14 protein-coding genes are annotated in these 15,312 nt (G+C 72.0%); 3 read left to right on the top strand and 11 right to left on the bottom strand.

Annotated features, from left to right (window positions below; all coding sequences use genetic code 11):
- Window position 1 precedes the first annotated feature (1 nt).
- The 3 genes from JT362_RS14080 to JT362_RS14070 are packed head-to-tail and all read right to left on the bottom strand — an operon-like array spanning window position 2 to window position 3,704.
- A complete protein-coding gene (locus JT362_RS14080) occupies window positions 2-982 on the bottom strand; it encodes an ABC transporter permease (RefSeq protein ID WP_260191635.1) in 981 nt (326 codons plus the stop codon).
- A complete protein-coding gene (locus JT362_RS14075) occupies window positions 979-2,034 on the bottom strand; it encodes an ABC transporter ATP-binding protein (RefSeq protein ID WP_260191634.1) in 1,056 nt (351 codons plus the stop codon). The genes JT362_RS14080 and JT362_RS14075 overlap by 4 nt, the downstream gene beginning before the upstream one ends.
- A gap of 5 nt (window positions 2,035-2,039) precedes the next feature.
- Window positions 2,040-3,704 carry an ABC transporter substrate-binding protein gene (locus JT362_RS14070; RefSeq protein ID WP_260191633.1) on the bottom strand — a complete coding sequence of 555 codons (1,665 nt, stop codon included), beginning with the start codon at window positions 3,702-3,704 and terminating at the stop codon, window positions 2,040-2,042.
- Window positions 3,705-3,902: 198 nt separating this feature from the next.
- Here JT362_RS14070 and JT362_RS14065 point away from each other — a divergent pair, with 198 nt between their 5' ends.
- The 3 genes from JT362_RS14065 to JT362_RS14055 all read left to right on the top strand — a co-directional run bounded on the left by JT362_RS14065 (window position 3,903) and on the right by JT362_RS14055 (window position 6,828).
- Complete coding sequence (locus JT362_RS14065; RefSeq protein ID WP_260191632.1) at window positions 3,903-5,144, top strand: ROK family transcriptional regulator; 1,242 nt, start codon at window positions 3,903-3,905, stop codon at window positions 5,142-5,144.
- A gap of 127 nt (window positions 5,145-5,271) precedes the next feature.
- Window positions 5,272-6,282, top strand: a complete 1,011-nt coding sequence (locus tag JT362_RS14060; protein WP_260191631.1) for a LacI family DNA-binding transcriptional regulator — start codon at window positions 5,272-5,274, stop codon at window positions 6,280-6,282.
- Window positions 6,283-6,291: 9 nt separating this feature from the next.
- Window positions 6,292-6,828 carry a sugar O-acetyltransferase gene (locus JT362_RS14055; protein WP_311202707.1) on the top strand — a complete coding sequence of 179 codons (537 nt, stop codon included), beginning with the start codon at window positions 6,292-6,294 and terminating at the stop codon, window positions 6,826-6,828.
- A 22-nt stretch (window positions 6,829-6,850) separates the two neighbouring features.
- On the opposite strand, the gene JT362_RS14050 is transcribed toward JT362_RS14055, so the two are convergent.
- From JT362_RS14050 to JT362_RS14015, 8 genes are all read right to left on the bottom strand, one after another.
- Window positions 6,851-9,133 (bottom strand): discoidin domain-containing protein, encoded by a 2,283-nt coding sequence (locus tag JT362_RS14050; protein WP_260191630.1) that lies wholly within the window; start codon window positions 9,131-9,133, stop codon window positions 6,851-6,853.
- A gap of 194 nt (window positions 9,134-9,327) precedes the next feature.
- A complete protein-coding gene (locus tag JT362_RS14045; RefSeq protein ID WP_260191629.1) occupies window positions 9,328-10,326 on the bottom strand; it encodes a LacI family DNA-binding transcriptional regulator in 999 nt (332 codons plus the stop codon).
- A gap of 16 nt (window positions 10,327-10,342) precedes the next feature.
- On the bottom strand, window positions 10,343-10,651 hold the full coding sequence (locus tag JT362_RS14040; protein ID WP_260191628.1) for a DUF202 domain-containing protein: 309 nt from the start codon (window positions 10,649-10,651) through the stop codon (window positions 10,343-10,345).
- Window positions 10,648-11,010 (bottom strand): YidH family protein, encoded by a 363-nt coding sequence (locus tag JT362_RS14035; RefSeq protein WP_260191627.1) that lies wholly within the window; start codon window positions 11,008-11,010, stop codon window positions 10,648-10,650. The genes JT362_RS14040 and JT362_RS14035 overlap by 4 nt, the downstream gene beginning before the upstream one ends.
- The gene (locus JT362_RS14030) at window positions 11,007-11,864 is read right to left on the bottom strand and encodes an SMP-30/gluconolactonase/LRE family protein (RefSeq protein ID WP_260191626.1); all 858 of its coding nucleotides are present in this window, start codon (window positions 11,862-11,864) and stop codon (window positions 11,007-11,009) included. Before JT362_RS14030 ends, JT362_RS14035 begins: the two co-directional genes overlap by 4 nt.
- A gap of 9 nt (window positions 11,865-11,873) precedes the next feature.
- Entirely contained in the window at window positions 11,874-13,085 is a 1,212-nt protein-coding gene (locus tag JT362_RS14025; RefSeq protein WP_260191625.1) for an SAM-dependent methyltransferase, read from the bottom strand.
- Window positions 13,082-13,858, bottom strand: a complete 777-nt coding sequence (locus JT362_RS14020) for a DUF1365 domain-containing protein (RefSeq protein ID WP_260191624.1) — start codon at window positions 13,856-13,858, stop codon at window positions 13,082-13,084. Before JT362_RS14020 ends, JT362_RS14025 begins: the two co-directional genes overlap by 4 nt.
- Window positions 13,855-15,141 carry an NAD(P)/FAD-dependent oxidoreductase gene (locus tag JT362_RS14015; protein WP_260191623.1) on the bottom strand — a complete coding sequence of 429 codons (1,287 nt, stop codon included), beginning with the start codon at window positions 15,139-15,141 and terminating at the stop codon, window positions 13,855-13,857. Before JT362_RS14015 ends, JT362_RS14020 begins: the two co-directional genes overlap by 4 nt.
- Window positions 15,142-15,312 lie beyond the last annotated feature (171 nt).

Genomic DNA, 15,312 nt, shown 5'->3' with positions numbered 1-15,312 from the left:
GTCAGCCCTCCTTCCTGGTGCGCGGGTCGAGCAGCAGGTAGACCAGGTCCGCGACGAGGTTGGCGACCAGCACGGACAGCGTGATGATCAGGAAGATGCCCTGGATCAGCGGGTAGTCCTTGGCGCCGACGGCGGAGAACAGCTGGAACCCGACGCCGGGGTAGGAGAACACGATCTCCACCAGCAGGGTGCCGCCGACGATCAGGCCGAGCGCGAGCGCGAACGACGACACGCTGGGCAGCAGCGCGTTGCGTGCGGCGTAGCTGACCATGACCCGCCGCTCGGACAGGCCCTTGGCGTGCGCGACGGTGATGTAGTCCTCGGCGGCGACGGTGAGCATCATGTTGCGCATGGACAGCACCCAGCCGCTCATCGAGGTGATGAGGATCGTGATGGCCGGCAGGATGCTGTGGTGGATCGCGCTGCCGATGAAGCCGAGGTCCCAACCGGGCACCACGCCGGGGTCGAACCCGCCGGAGGACGGGAACGGGCCGCCCTGGCCGGCGAACAGGGTGATGGCGATCAGGCCGAGCCAGAAGTACGGGATGGACGACAGGAACGTGGTCACCGGCATCACCAGGTCCACCCAGGATCCGCGCCACCAGCCGGCGAGCACGCCGAGCCCGGTGCCGAGCAGGAAGCTGATCACGGTGGTGATGCCGACCAGCGCGAGCGTCCACGGCAGGCTGTCGGCGATGACGTCGGCGACCGGGGTGGGGAAGAACGTGAACGACAGCCCGAGGTCGCCGCGCAGCAGCTGGCCCCAGTAGTCCCAGTACTGGGACAGGATTCCCTGGTCGGTGTCGAGCCCGAACAGGATGTAGAGCGACTGCACGGCATCCGCGTCGAGCTGCCCCCTGGCGCGGCTGATCAGCGCCTGCACCGGGTCGCCGGGGATCGCGCGGGGGAGGAAGAAGTTGATGGTGATCGCGGCCCACGCGGTGAACAGGTAGAACGCGATCCGCCGGAGCACGTAGGTCATGTGGCCGCCTCCGCGACCGTCGGTGCGTCGTAGAGCCAGCACGCGGCCCAGTGCCCGGACCCGTTGCCGTCGACGGACAGCCGGGGCGGCGCCTCGGTGCGGCAGCGGGCCATGGCGTGCGGGCAGCGCGGGTGGAACCGGCACCCGGCCGGCGGGTCGATCAGGCTCGGCGGCTCCCCGCCCGACTCGGCGGTGTCCTCGTCCGCCTCGCCGGCGATCCGGTCCGGGTCGGGCGCGGAGGCGATCAGCAGCCGGGTGTAGGGGTGGGCGGCGCGCTGGGTCACGGCCTCGCCGTCGCCGCCCTCGACGACCTGCCCGGCGTACATCACCAGCACGTCGTCGGCGAAGTAGCGGGCGGAGGCGATGTCGTGGGTGATGTAGAGGATCGCCAGGTCGAGCCGGTCCCGCAGGTCACGCAGCAGGTTCAGCACGCCGAGCCGGATCGACACGTCCAACATGGACACCGGCTCGTCGGCGAGCAGCGCCTCCGGCCCGGCGGCGAGCGCCCGCGCGATCGCGACCCGCTGCCGTTGCCCGCCGGAGAGCTCGTGCGGGTACTTGGCGAGGAACTGTTCGGGCGGGGTGAGCTGCACGCGGGTGAGCAGGTCGTGCAGGGCCGCGGTGACGTCCCGGTCGCGGTGGTGGATGCGCAGCGCCCTGGTCAGGTGGTAGCGCACGGTGTGCACGGGGTTGAGCGAGGCGAACGGGTCCTGGAACACCAGCTGCACCCGCCGGCAGTAGGCGCGGAACGCCCGGCCGCCCCGGGTGCGGACCTCGTCGCCGTGCAGGCTGATCCGCCCGGAGGTCTGCCGGACCAGCTGGGCGAGCAGCCTGGCCACGGTGGACTTCCCCGAGCCGGACTCGCCGACCATGGCGGTGACCTGCCCGCGACGCAGCACGAGGCCGACGTCGTCGACCGCGCGGACGGCGCGCCGGGTGCGGGTGAGCAGGTCGCGGGGCCGGCGGCGGACGGGGAAGTGCTTGGTGAGGCCCACCGCCTCCAGCACCACGTCGGTGGCGCCGGGGGCGGTGGGCTTCGTGCTCGCGGTCATCCCCGTCACTCGGCGGGCTTCAGGTGCAGGACCACGTCGAGCGAGTTCAGCAGCGTGGGCTGCGGCGGGGCGTACTGGTTGTTCTCGTCCGGCCAGCCGACCCAGTTCCTCGTGCTGTACTCGGCGCCGGCGTTGGCGGCGCCGGTGACCAGCACCGGCTGCTGCTCGACGAAGATCCGCTGCAGCTCGTGCATGGCCTCGGTGCGGGCGGCTTCGGACTCGGCGTTGGCGTACGCGTCGAGCGCGGCGGTGGCGTCGTCGTCGCGGAACCGGCCCCAGTTCCCGTTGACTCCGGGCGTGCCGACCGGCTTGTACAGCGCACCGTCCATCATGGACTGGTAGATGTCGTACGGGGTCGCGCCGGGGTTGGTCCAGTGCATGGCGGCCTCGAACTGGCCGGTGTCGACGTTGGTGGTCCACGCGTCGGCGTTGGCCTTCTCGACGGTCGCGGCGATGCCGAGCTGGGACAGGTTGTCCTTGATGATCTCCAGCGTGGTGATGTAGTCCGACCAGCCGGACGGGTTGGACAGGGTGATCTCGACCGGCGCGCCGGTCCTGTCCAGCAGGGTGTCGCCGTCGTAGGAGTAGCCGGCCTCGGTCAGCTCGCGCTTGGCGCCCTCGACGTCGACCTCGTAGGTCTCGCCCTGGAACTCGTCGGCGATGAACGACTCGCCCGCGGGGGTGGGGATGCCGGTGACGTTGGTGACCTCGGGGTAGAAGTAGCCGGCCTCGGCCTGCTCGAAGACGTCGCCCCGGTCGATCACCTTGCTCATCGCGCGGCGCAGCACCGGGTCGTCGAACGGCTTGTTCTCGGTGTTGAGGAACAGGCCGTGCACGGCCAGCGTCGGCGGGAACCAGAGCTTGTGGTGCTCGGGGTCCTTGTCGACGTAGACGGCCTCGTAGTTGGAGATGAACGTGAACGCCCACTCCGCGGAGCCGTTGGCGAGCGCGGTGGTCTGGGCGTTGTTGTCGTTGTAGGAGGTGTAGCGGAGTTCGCGGACCTCGGGCAGGTCCTGCCAGTACTCGTCGCGGCGGGTCAGGGTGACGGTCTGCGGGGTGAAGGTCTTCAGCTCGTACGGCCCGGTGCCGACCGGGTTCTTGACGGTGTCGGTGGCCGGGTCGTCCATCGCCGACCAGAGGTGCTCTGGCACGACGATCGAGCTGAGCACGTCGACCTGGTTGACGAACTGGGACTTCTCGAAGGTCAGCGCGACCGTGTTCCCGCTCGCGGTGATGTCCCTGAAGGGGATCGCGTTGATGTTCAGCGCGGGGGTGTCCTTGAGCAGGGTGAACGTGTAGGCGACGTCGTTCGCGGTCATCGGCTTGCCGTCGGCCCAGGTGACGCCGTCGCGGATGGTCAGTTCGAGGGCGCGGTAGTTGTCCGACCAGGTCCACTCGGTGGCGAGCCAGGGTTTGCCCTCCTCGTCGGGCTTGATCTGGCTGGTCATCACCAGGGGTTCGTAGATCATGTGGCGGTAGCCGAGCGAGGCGCCCGCGGAGGAGGGCAGGAACGGGTTGTGGTTCTCGGTCTGGGGCCCGTTCGGCATGCCGACGTTGAGGACGCCGGCCGCGTTGCCTCCTTGGCCGCTCTCGCCGCTGCCGCACGCGGCCAGGCCGGACAGGGTCATGGTGAGCGCGGCGATCAGCGCGGCGGTGCGCCTGAGTCGCATCGAATCCTCCTCGTGGACAAGGAAATCGACCGGAAACACCTTTCGGCCGTCGTCGAGTGAACCGGGGTGAGCCAGGTCACGTCAATAACAACTAAGTAACGAATTTAGACTAATTTTAAGTCGCAAATTAAGGCACCCGCCGAACTATGCTGACCGCTGTTTAGGCTGACGGCCCGGTTCGGAGGAGGGACGGGACTCATGGACTCGAAGCGCGCCACCGTGCGTGACCTGCGCAGGCGCAACCGCTCGACCCTGCTGTCGACACTTTTCTTCGACGGCCCCCTCAGCCGCTTCGAGCTGGGCCAGCGCACCGGCCTGTCCGCCGCCACGGTCAGCACCGTCGTCGCCGAGATGGCCGAGGACCGCCTGGTGGTCGAGGCCGGCCTGGTCGAGTCCGACGGCGGCCGCCCGAGGGTTCTGCTGCGCGTCAACCCCACCTACGCCCATGTGGTCGGCGTGGACGTGGGGGAGACCGGCGTGACCATGGAACTGTTCGACCTGGCACTGACCAGGCTGGCCGCACACACCCGTCCGCTACCGCCCCCCAGACCGGCCCCGGCCCTCGTGGGCCCCCTGATCGCCGCCGGCCTGACCGAGCTGCTCGACCAGGCAGGCGTCCCCGAGTCAAGTTTGCTGGGCATAGGCATCGGCGTCCCCGGCACGGTAGAACAGGGCGCCACGGTCCGCGTGCACGCCCAGGCGATCGGCTGGGACGCCATCGCCGTGGCCGAACTGCTGGGCGACAGCGGCGTCACCGCACCCCTGTTCGTCGAGAACGGCGCCAAGACCCAGGGCCAGGCCGAGATGTGGTTCGGTGCCGGGCGCGGCGCCCGGCACGCCGTGATCGCCCTGATCGGCTCCGGCGTAGGTGCCACGGTGATCACCGACGGCACCACCTACCGGGGTTCGACCAGCAGCGCGGGGGAGTGGGGCCACACCAGCCTGATCTACGGCGGCAGAGCGTGCCGCTGCGGTGCCTTCGGCTGCCTGGAGGCGTACGTCGGCGCCGAGGGCATCCTCGACCGCTACCGCAAGGCCCGCGGCGGCCGAGCGATCCCCCGCCCCGACGAACAGTCCCAACTCGACTTCCTGCTGACCGCCGCCGACCGCTCCGCCCCCGCGGCGGCGATCATCGAGGAGACCGTCGGCTACCTGGGCGCCGGCATAGCGAACCTGATCAACCTCTTCAACCCGGAACGCATCGTCCTCGGCGGCTGGGCCGGCCTGGCCCTGGGCACCCGCCTCCTCCCCGACATCCGCCGCGCCACCGCCGACCACGCCCTCCGCCACGCCTACGACCGCACCTCCATCGACCTCTGCCGCCTGGGCCCCGACGCGGTGGCCGTCGGCGCCGCCACCCTCCCCGTCGAAGCCCTCCTGACGTCCGGCACCGACCCCCGCACCCGATCCCGCCTCCAGGACGCCCAGCAGAACGCCTGACCCCGATCCCCTGCTTGTCCACAACCCGCCCAGTTGTCCTGGCCTGCCTCGGCGGGATCGAGTGGGTGCCTGGCCGAACCGGGTTCACCGCGGCCAGTCGGAGAGCGCTCTCCCGTAGCATGTCCGCATGAGTGACAGTGCGCCGACGCTGGAGGACGTGGCGCGGGTGGCCGGGGTGTCGCGGGCGACTGTCTCCCGCGTGATCAACGGCATCCGCAACGTGGACACCGAGATCCAGAAGGTCGTCCGCCGGGCCATCGAGGAGACCGGGTACGCGCCCAACCGCGCCGCTCGCTCCCTCGTCACCCGCCGCACGGGGGCTGTCGCGCTGGTCGTCTCCGGGGCGGGCGAGCCGGCCGAGCACGTGTTCGGCGATCCCTTCTTCGGCCGGGTCGTCGCCGGGGTCGTCGCCGTCCTGCGCCGGCACGGCTCGCACCCGCTGCTCATGCTCGCCGACACCGCCGACGCCCGCGCCGACGTCCTCGCCCACCTGCGGCAGGGTGGCGCGGACGGCGCGCTGCTGGTGTCGACACTCGCCGAGGACCCGCTGCCGGGGATGTGCGTGCGGGCCGGCGTGCCGGCGGTGCTCTTCGCCCGGCCCAACCCGCCCGTCCCGATCAGCTACGTCGACGTCGCGCACCGCGCCGGCGCCGCGCTCGCCGCCGACCACCTGCGAGCCAGAGGGTGCGAACGTCTCGGCACGATCTCGGGGCCGCTCGACGTTCCAGCTTCCCGGGAGCGGCTCGACGGGTTCCGCGACGCGCTGCGGGGGCACGGGCCCGTTCCGAACGAACCGGGCAACTTCACCCACGCCAGCGGCGAGACCGCGATGGCCCGCCTGCTCGCCGCGCACCCCGACCTCGACGGCGTCTTCGCCGCCAACGACCTGATGGCCCAGGGCGCGCTCGGCGTCCTGCACCGCGAGGGCCGCCGCGTCCCGGACGACGTCGCGCTGGTCGGGTTCGACGACTCCAGCCCGGCCCGCTCCTGCCGGCCCGCGCTCACCACGGTCCGCCAGCCCGTCGAGGACATGGGCGCCGAGCTGGCCCGCCTGCTGCTCGCCCACATCGACGAGCCGGCCCGGCCGTCGGTGTCGGTGGTCTTCGACCCCACGCTGGTGGTCCGCGAGTCCGCATAGGATGGCCGGGTGCCAACCCACAAGGAACGCATGCTCGCCGGCGAGTGGTACCTCGCCGACGACCCGGAGATCGCCGCCGAGCTGAACAGGGCGATCGAGCTGAGCGCCAGGTTCAACGCCACCGGCGCGCACGAGGACCTGGTCGCGATGCTCGGCGAGGTCGCGGACGACGTGGACGTCCGCACCCCGCTGCGGCTCGACTACGGCTACCAGATCTCCATCGGCGCCCGCACGTTCGTCAACTACGGCTGCGTGTTCGCCGACGTCGCCCGCATCACGATCGGCGCCGACGTCCAAATCGGACCGAACGTGCAGCTGCTGACACCAGTCCACCCGATCGACCCCGAGCAGCGGCGCGCGAAGTGGGAGGCGGGCAAGCCGATCACGATCGGCGACAACGTGTGGCTCGGCGGCGGCGTGATCGTCTGCCCCGGCGTCACGATCGGCGAGAACACCGTCGTCGGCGCCGGCGCGGTGGTGCCGAAGGACCTGCCGCCGAACGTCGTCGCGGTCGGCAACCCCGCCCGGATCGTCCGGGAGATCTGAGCGGGGCCGCCGAGGACCGCGGTTACGGGTAGTTCCGCACGTAGCTCACCTGGTGCGGCTGGTTCACCGTCTCCCCGGTGTCGTTGATGACCCGGTTGATCGTGCCGACACCGCCGAGCGACACCGTCACCAGACCGTGGAACCGCACCCCGGACCGGTCCGGCACCTCGAACCCCCGGCTGGCCACCACGGACGGGTTGGCGTTGAAGAAGCAGTACACCCCGACGCCCCACGCCTCGTGCGTGGTCACCGAGTCGGCCACCTTGTACGCGGCCCAGCCGAGGTTCCCGCCGCCACTGGACCAGGACGCGTTGTCCGGCGGGTCGTAGGGCATCTCGTTCTGGTAGAAGTACGTCCGGCCGCCGTTGCCGTTCCAGATCGTGTTGTACTCCTGGTAGTGCTCGACGAACAACCCGTACATCGTCACGTCGTCGCCGTTGACGACCAGGCCGTTCGCGGCGGTGTTGAGGTTCCAGCCGATGCCGTCGCCGTGATCGCCGCGCCACAGCCACATGTGGTCGCCGATCACGTCGTCACTGTTGATGCGCAAGGAAACCGACGCGCGGCCGACGTGCGCGCCGCCGACCCGGAAGAACACGTCGTGCAGCGACGTCGGGTTCGCCGAGTGGTCAGCCGACGACCCCGGCTCACCGATCTCCATCAGCACCGGCGAGTTCACCGGCCCGGCGTCGATCAGGAACCCGGCCAGCTTCACGCCGTCCACATCGGACACGGTCATCGCCGGGAGTCCGGTGTCCGGCACCAGGGTGGTGATGCCGAGACCGAGTACGACGGTGTTCGGGTTCGTCACCCGGATCGTGTCGTCGAGGTGGTGCACGCCCGGTGTGATCAGCAGGTGCTTGCCCTCGGCGAGTGCCGCGTTGATCTCCGACGCCGGCGTGCCGAGCTGGACGACGAAGAAGTCGGCCAGCGAGATCGACTCACCGGCCGGTGCCCCGGAGCCCCACGAGGTGCCGCGGGCGTTGGTCCGCAGCGCCGGTACGAACACCCGGTACTCGCCGTCCGGCGCGACGTACAGGAAGGGCTTCTCCCGGATCGTCGGCGTGGTGTCGACGACGGTGTGCGAGGGGTTCGGGAAGTTCGGCGGCGGCGTTCCGGTGCTGCCGGTGAACACCATGTTCCACACCGAACCGGACCAGCCGCCGCGCAGCTCGCTGTTGCGGGTGAAGAACTGCTGCTGCGAGCCGGACACGACGACGCCGTCGATGCGCGAGTCGGCGATCAGCCCGCCGGAGGCCCAGCCGTCGGCGCCGTTCCACAGCTGGACCTGGCCGCGCAGGTGCATCCGGCGGTAGGGCGCGGCCTGGGAGACGGCCCAGCGCTCGATCTGACCGGCCGGCAGCGTGACCGACAGGTTCTCCGCGGCGCGCCAGAAGTTCTGGGTGGCGTTGCCGAGGTTGTCCGGGTTGTCGCCCTGCTGGAGCCAGTCGGCCTCGACCCGGATGTGCCCGTTGATTTCGACGTCGTCCGGCAGCATTCCGAGACCGGCGACCTGGGTGTAGAAGCGGAGGTTGACGTCGGCGTCGTAGCTGCCGGGCTTGAACAGGACCGCGTACCGCTCGGTGCCGAACTGGTTGGTCTTCATCCGCGCGGCGATCTGGTCGAGCCGGCTCTGGATCGTGCTCGTGGGGGTGGACGGGTCGAAGACGTAGGTGTTGGGGCCGAGGTCCGGGTTGTAGGGGTCGGTGTCCGGTACGCCGGGGCCGGTGCTGTCGGCGGTGAAGACGCGCAGCTCCCAGAGCGAGTAGCCGTACCCGGTGGCGCGGGCGGTGCCGTGCACGCGCAGGTAGCGGCCCGTGCCGGTGACGTCGATCGTCTGGTCGCCGCCGGTGCCGGTGGTGGTCTGGTGGACCGTGGTCCAGGTGCCGCCGTCGGCGGACGTCTGGAGCTGGAAGGCGCGCCCGTAGGCGGCCTCCCAGTCCAGCTCGACCCGGCAGATGTCACGCGCGGCGCCCAGGTCGACCCGGAGCCACTGCGGATCGCTGAACGCGGACGACCAGCGGGTGCCGGGATTCCCGTCGACCGCGGCGGCGGCCGGCGTGCCCGCGTTCTCGGTGGAGGACGCGGTCGCGGGCCGGTTCAGAGCGGCGTTCGTGGTGCCGCAGGCCGCCGCTGGGCCGGCGGAACCCGCGGTGGCGTTTCCGGAAGAGGCGGTCGCCGAGTGGGTGGGGGAGGGGCTGGAGCTGGCGGCGGCCGTGGCGGGCAGGACGGTGAAGACGGTGGCGGCGATCGCGAGTAGGGCCGGCCACCTGCGAGGACGTCGTTGTCTGCGGTGCGGATTCATGCTGGTCCAACCTGTCGCAGGGAGGGTGGATCGATCCAGTCGGTATCAGAAACCGGTACCGGAACCGGTTTCGGAGACGTGATGCATTTAACAATCACCCGCTCGCGCTCGTCAAGGGACGCGGCCGGGCCGGGAATGTCCTGAAGGTGACCTTCAGGACGCCGCGCGTCTCGAGGTCACCTTCAGAGCACTTGTCAGGCCGGCGCGGAGTCGCGCACCACCAGGGAGGTGGGCACCACGTGCGGGGTCTCCGGCAGGGCGACCCCGTTCAGGTTGTCCAGGAGCATCGTCGCCGCCGCCTCGCCCATCTCGCGGGAGGGCTGGCGGACCGTGGTGAGCGCCGGCCGGGTGTGGGCGGCGACCGCGATGTCGTCGAAGCCGATCACCGCCACGTCGTCGGGAACCTCGCGGCCCTCGGCGCGCAGGGCGTCCAGGACGCCGACCGCCATCAGGTCGTTGTGCGCGAACACCGCGTCGAACGGAACCCCCGTGGCCAGCAGGTCGGCCACCGCCGCCCGGCCGCCCTCGCGGGTGAAGTCGCCCTCCACCAGCAGTCGGCCGTCGAACTCGACCCCCGCCTCGGTCAGCCGCCCGCACAGCCCGGCCGTGCGGTCCCTGGTGCACCCGAACGCCGCCGGCCCCGACACCATCGCGACCCGCCGACGCCCGGTCGCCAGCAGGTGCGCCGCGGCGTCCGCCGCACCCTCGCGGTTGCTCGTCGCCACCGACGGGAAGCCGGGATGGTGGCCCCGGTCGTCGATCATCACCACCGGCAGGCCGGACTCGTGCAGGCTCGTGATGTAGCTCAACGTGTCCGGCGGCTCCACCAGCAGCAGCCCGTCGAACGCGTTGGACGACACGTGCCGGGCGAACTGCGTCAGCGAGTCCTCGCCGCGGTTCATCGTGTTCAGCAGCAGCCCGTACCCGCGCGCCTCCAGCACGTCGGCCACGCCCTGCAGCACGTCGCCCATCCACGGCCAGGTCAACCCTGGCACCAGCATCCCGACCGTCTGCGTGCGACCGCGCGCCAGCCCGACCGCGCCCGCGCTCGGCGTGTACCCGGTGGCGGCGATGACCTCCCGCACCCGGATCGCCGTGCTCGCGTCCACGTCGCCCTTGTTGTTGAGCACCCGCGACACCGTCGTCTTGCTGACCCTGGCCCGCCTGGCGACCTCGGCGATCGTGACGCGCATGCGGCAACAATACGCGTCAGCGCGCGATCAACAGCAGGCTCAGCCCGCCCAGCAGCACCACCGCCGCGGTCAGCACCAGTGCCGGCAGCGCGAAGTCGACCGGCCGCTCCTCCCGCAGCGCCCTGGCCGTCCGCCGGTACCGGTCGTGCGACCACCCGAGCGCACCCACCGCCAGCACCGCCGTCGCCAACGCCGCCCCCACCGCCCACGGCGTGTCCCGCACGATCGCGAGCCGCCCCGCGAGCACCGCGCACCCGGCCAACCCCAGCGCCGTCCGCACCCACGCCAGCGACGTCCGCTCGTTCTGCACCCCGGGCGGGGTCACAGGTTCGCCACCAGTACGAGTACGAACACGGCGAGCGCGATCACCGCGACCCCGTACGACAGCCAGGGCGCGATCCGGGGCGGCGGCAGTGAGCGTTCCTCCCGCATCGCCACCTCGCTGCGCAGCCAGCGGCGGAACGCGAGCGCGCTGGTCGCCACCCCGGCCAGCACCAGCAGCGCGGCCAGCACCTGCCGCAGCCCCGGCACCGCCAGCTCCGGGGCGAACGCCTCCAGCCCGATGCCCCCGGCCAGCAGGGCCAGCGCGGTGCGGATCCACGCCAGGAACGTGCGCTCGTTGGCGAAGCTGAACCTCGGGTCCGGGTCCGAGCCGGTGTCGCGCAGACGGGTCGGCCAGCTCACCCGCCCCACGCCCCAGCGGGCTGGCCGGACACCCCCGGCTCGCAGGCGAACACCGCGCCCGCGTGCGGCTGCCGGTCCGGGTCGGACAGTCCGACCCGCGCCGACGTGACGTAGAGGGTGGACAGCCCCGGCCCACCGAACGCGCAGCTGGTCACCCGCCGCGCCGGCACCTCCACGGTCCCCGCGAGCCGGCCGTCCGGGGTGTACCGCAGCAGGCCCCAGCCGTCCCACAGCGCCACCCACACCCCGCCCTCGGCGTCCACGGTCAGCCCGTCCGGCCAGCCGCGGTCCACGTCGGCGAAGCGGCGGCGGCCGGTGAGCGCGCCGGTCCCGGGATCGTGGTCGAACGCGTCCACGCCGCCGGTTCGGGTGTCCACGTAGTACATGGTCCGCCCGTCCGGCGACCAGCCGATGCCGTTGGACACCGAGACCCCGGTCAGCACCGTGTGCAGCGAACCGTCCTGGTCGAGCCGGTAGAACGCGGCCGCGCCGTCGCCCGGTTCGAGCATCGTGCCGGCCCAGAACCGGCCCCACGGGTCGGCCTTGCCGTCGTTGAACCGGCCGCCCGGCGGGTCGGTGACCTCGTGCAGGCGCCGACGACCGCTGCCGTCGGCCGCGCAGGTCCAGATGCCGGTGGCGGTGGCGAGCACCAGCCCGCCGGACGCCCGCGCGGCGACCGTGCCGACCCGCTCGCCGAACTCGAAGCAGGTGTCCTCGCCGGTGCCGGGGTCGAACCGGTGCACCAGGCCGGGGATGATGTCGACCCAGCGCAGCACGTGCTCGCGCTGGTCCCACACCGGACCCTCGCCCAGCGTCGCCCGCGCGTCGAGCACGACCTCCACACCACTGTCCACACCGGCAACCTACCTCGCGCGCGCCATCCGCAGCTGCCACACGTCCAGGTAGCCGGACGCGAAGCCGGCCTCCGAATAGGCCAGGTAGAACTCCCACAGCCGGCGGAACGTCTCGTCGAACCCGATGGCGGCGACGTCGGCGGCCAGGAACCGGTCGCGCCAGCAGCGCAGGGTGCGGGCGTAGTGCTCGCCGAGGCTGCGGCGCGCGGTGATCGCCAGGCCGGTGTGCGCGCTGACCTGCTGCTCGATCGCCGGCACCGACAGCAGCATGCCGCCGGGGAAGACGTACTCGTGGATCCAGTTGTGCGACCTGAGGGTGGCCAGCATCCGGTCGTGCGGCAGGGTGATCGCCTGCAGCGCCACCCGGCCGGCCGGCTCCACCAGCCGGTCCAGGGTGGCGAAGTAGGCCGGCCAGAACTCCTCGCCGACCGCCTCGATCATCTCCACCGACACCACCGCGTCGTACCGGCCGGTCGCGTCCCGGTAGTCGCACAGCCGCACGTCGACGCGGTCGGCCACGCCTGCCTCGGCGACCTGGGCCAGCGCGAGGTCACGCTGCTCGGTGGAGATCGTCAGCGTGGTGACGTGCGCGCCCCGGCGGGCGGCGCGGATCGCCAGCGCGCCCCAGCCGGTGCCGATCTCCAGCACCCGGCTGCCGGCGCGGACGCCCGCGTAGTCCAGGATGCCGTCGATCTTGCGCAGCTGCGCGGCGTGCAGGTCGTCGCCGGGCCGGAACCAGGCCGACGAGTAGGTCATCGACTCGTCGAGGAACGCGGCGAACAGGTCGTTGGACAGGTTGTAGTGCCGGTGGATGTTCGCCCGCGCGCCCTCCGGCGTGTTCCGCTCGGCCGCCGGTCGCGCGGCGTCGACGAACCGGCGCAGCACCTGCAGCGGACGCGGCACCAGCCGGGCCATCCGCGCCGCGAACGGGGTGAGCACGGCGGCCGGGTCCGGGCTGGTCCAGTCACCGGCCATGTACGCCTCGCCGAACCCGATGTTGGCCCGGACCCCGAGCCGGTGGAAGAACTCCGGGCGCCGCACGGTCATCGTCGGCGCGTCCGGGCCGCCGCGGCCGAGCACCTCGCCGCCCGGCAGCCGAACCCGCACCGGCAACCGGCGCGCCGCCAGCCGGAACAGCCGCTCGGCGGCCCAGGCGCGGGCGGGGGAGTACGGGGCGCGGAGCTCGACGGACGTGTCGGGCCGTGGTGTTGTCGCGGTCACTGGACACCCTCCTGTGCGACGTGCGGTCGGCGCGGCACGACCGGCAACCGCCGCAACCACAGTGCCACTCCGTGCCGCTGGATCAGCGCGCGAACGCGGTGCGGCTGCAGTGCCTGGGCGAGCAGGGTCCCCGGCCCCGGCCGGCCGGCCCGGCGCCCGGTGAGCACCGCGCTGAACACCGGACGGCCGTCCTGGTGCAGTACGACCGACAGCGCCAGCCGGTCGGTGGGTGGGGGGAGGCGCATCCGGTAGTCCCCGGCGACCTCGAGGAACGGGGAGACGTAGAACTCCTTGGCGGTGTCGGCGTGGCCGTCGTCGTCCGGGTGCAGGAGGTAGCAGTGCCGTTCGCCGTAGGTGTTGTGCACCTCGGCGACCGTGCAGAGCGGGTGGCCGGCGCGGTCGTGGCACCAGTAGACGGTGAGCGGGTTGAACGCGTAGCCGAGCGTGCGGGGAGTGGTGAGCATGAGCACGCGGCCGCCGTCGAGGTGGACGTTCCGGGTGGCCAGCCAGCGTTCGAGGTTCCGCCGGATCGTGCGGCCCGGGTCGCCGAGGTGGTCGCGCGCCTCGAACGTGGCGAACGGCGGCCGGTGCGGCAGGTGGTCGAGGTCGACCAGCCAGGGCCGCAGGGGACTGGTGAAGCGCCGGGTCATGCGCTCGCGCCGGACGTGCACCAGGCGCGCCCGGTAGGTGGTGGGCGTGGCGGTCAGCAGCCCACCTCCGGTGCTCGGCTTGCGCGGTGGGTGCCGAACGCGTGGGGTGGGCGTGTGGGTCACCAGCCGGCTCCGAAGTGCTCCGCTGCGCGGACTCCGGCGGCGCAGCCGTCCTCGTGGAAGCCCCAGCCGTGGTAGGCGCCGGCGAACGCGGTGCGCGGGCCGGCGAGTTCGGGCAGCCTGCGCTGTGCGGCCACCGACTCGCGGGTGTAGACCGGGTGCTCGTAGGTCATGCGGGCGAGTACCCGGTCCGGCGCGATCCGATCCGTCGCGTTCAGGGTGACCACGTGCCGTGTGCGCGGGTCGAGCCGCATCAGGCGGGTCAGGTCGTAGCTGACCAGCACTCGCTCGCCGCCGGCGCAGGTCGTCTTCAGGTAGTTCCAGGACGCCCGGGCGCCGGCCGTGCGGGGCAGCAGGGTGGCGTCGGTGTGCAGCCAGGTCTCGTTGCGCGAGTACCGGAACGCGCCGAGTACCTCGGTCTCGGCCTCGGTCGGGTCGGCGAGCAGCTCGAGCGCCTGGTCGGCGTGGGTGGCCAGCACCACCCGGTCGACCCGGTGCGGCTCGTCGGCGTCGTCGCGCACCTCGACGTGGTCGGCGTGCCGGTGGACCGCGCGGACCGGGGTGCCGACCCGCACGGCGGTGAGGTTCTTGACCGCGCGTTCGACGTACTCACGCGATCCGCCGGTCACCGTGCGCCACTGGGGCGATCCGCCGACCGACAACAGCCCGTGGTTGGCCAGGAACTCGAACAGGTACCGCGCCGGGTAGTCGCGGCTGACGTGCTCCGGCGCCGACCACACCGCGGACACCATGGGCAGCAGGAAGTGGTCGCGGAAGTAGCCGGAGTAACGACCGGTGGTCAGGAACGTGCCCAGCGTGGCGCCGTCGTCCCGCTCGGCGAGCACCCGGCGGGCGTGCCGGTGGAACCGGGTGACCTCGGTAAGCATCCGCAGGTACCGGGGACGGCCGAGCGAACCCGGTGTCGGGAACAGGCCGCGCGGCCCCCGCGCCCCGGCGTACTCCAGCCCGCAGCCGAGGCAGCGGACGCTCATCGACATGTCCGAGTCCTGGGTGCGCACGCCGAGCTCGCCGAACAGCCGCAGCAGGTTCGGGTAGGTGCGCTCGTTGTGCACGATGAACCCGGTGTCGACGGCGAGGGTGTCGGTGCCGGTGTCCACGTCGTGGGTGTGCGCGTGCCCGCCGAGACGCGGCTCGGCCTCGAACAGCAGCACGTCGTGGCGGCGTTGCAGCAGGTGGGCGGCGGTCAGGCCGGCCACCCCGGCGCCGACCACCGCGATTCGTTCCCGGTTCACGGGGTTCTGTTCGGCGCGGCCGGGCGAGCGCATTGGCCTTCGCGCTCCGGCCGGAGCGGGGCCGTCCGGCCCAGTCCCCGCTACGACGAACGCACCACCCGCCTGTTTCCGTTGCACCACAAGCCGACTCCCTTCCTGTGTCCACAGTGGACGTACACGTTCGGATGCCGTTGAATTCCGGGCGCCGAGGGTGAGGCGCTGATC

This window comes from Actinophytocola gossypii (assembly GCF_025165815.1).
GTDB lineage: Bacteria > Actinomycetota > Actinomycetes > Mycobacteriales > Pseudonocardiaceae > Actinophytocola > Actinophytocola gossypii.
This window is presented reverse-complemented; position numbering and strand designations above follow the sequence as displayed.

Excerpts from the sequence above, each read along its gene's own strand:
- JT362_RS14065 (WP_260191632.1), top strand. The coding sequence starts at position 3,903 with ATGGACTCGAAGCGCGCCACCGTGCGTGACCTGCGCAGGCGCAACCGC.
- JT362_RS14075 (WP_260191634.1), bottom strand. The coding sequence starts at position 2,034 with ATGACCGCGAGCACGAAGCCCACCGCCCCCGGCGCCACCGACGTGGTG.
- JT362_RS14080 (WP_260191635.1), bottom strand. The coding sequence starts at position 982 with ATGACCTACGTGCTCCGGCGGATCGCGTTCTACCTGTTCACCGCGTGG.
- JT362_RS14070 (WP_260191633.1), bottom strand. The coding sequence starts at position 3,704 with ATGCGACTCAGGCGCACCGCCGCGCTGATCGCCGCGCTCACCATGACC.
- JT362_RS14045 (WP_260191629.1), bottom strand. The coding sequence starts at position 10,326 with ATGCGCGTCACGATCGCCGAGGTCGCCAGGCGGGCCAGGGTCAGCAAG.
- JT362_RS14060 (WP_260191631.1), top strand. The coding sequence starts at position 5,272 with ATGAGTGACAGTGCGCCGACGCTGGAGGACGTGGCGCGGGTGGCCGGG.
- JT362_RS14050 (WP_260191630.1), bottom strand. The coding sequence starts at position 9,133 with ATGAATCCGCACCGCAGACAACGACGTCCTCGCAGGTGGCCGGCCCTA.
- JT362_RS14015 (WP_260191623.1), bottom strand. The coding sequence starts at position 15,141 with ATGCGCTCGCCCGGCCGCGCCGAACAGAACCCCGTGAACCGGGAACGA.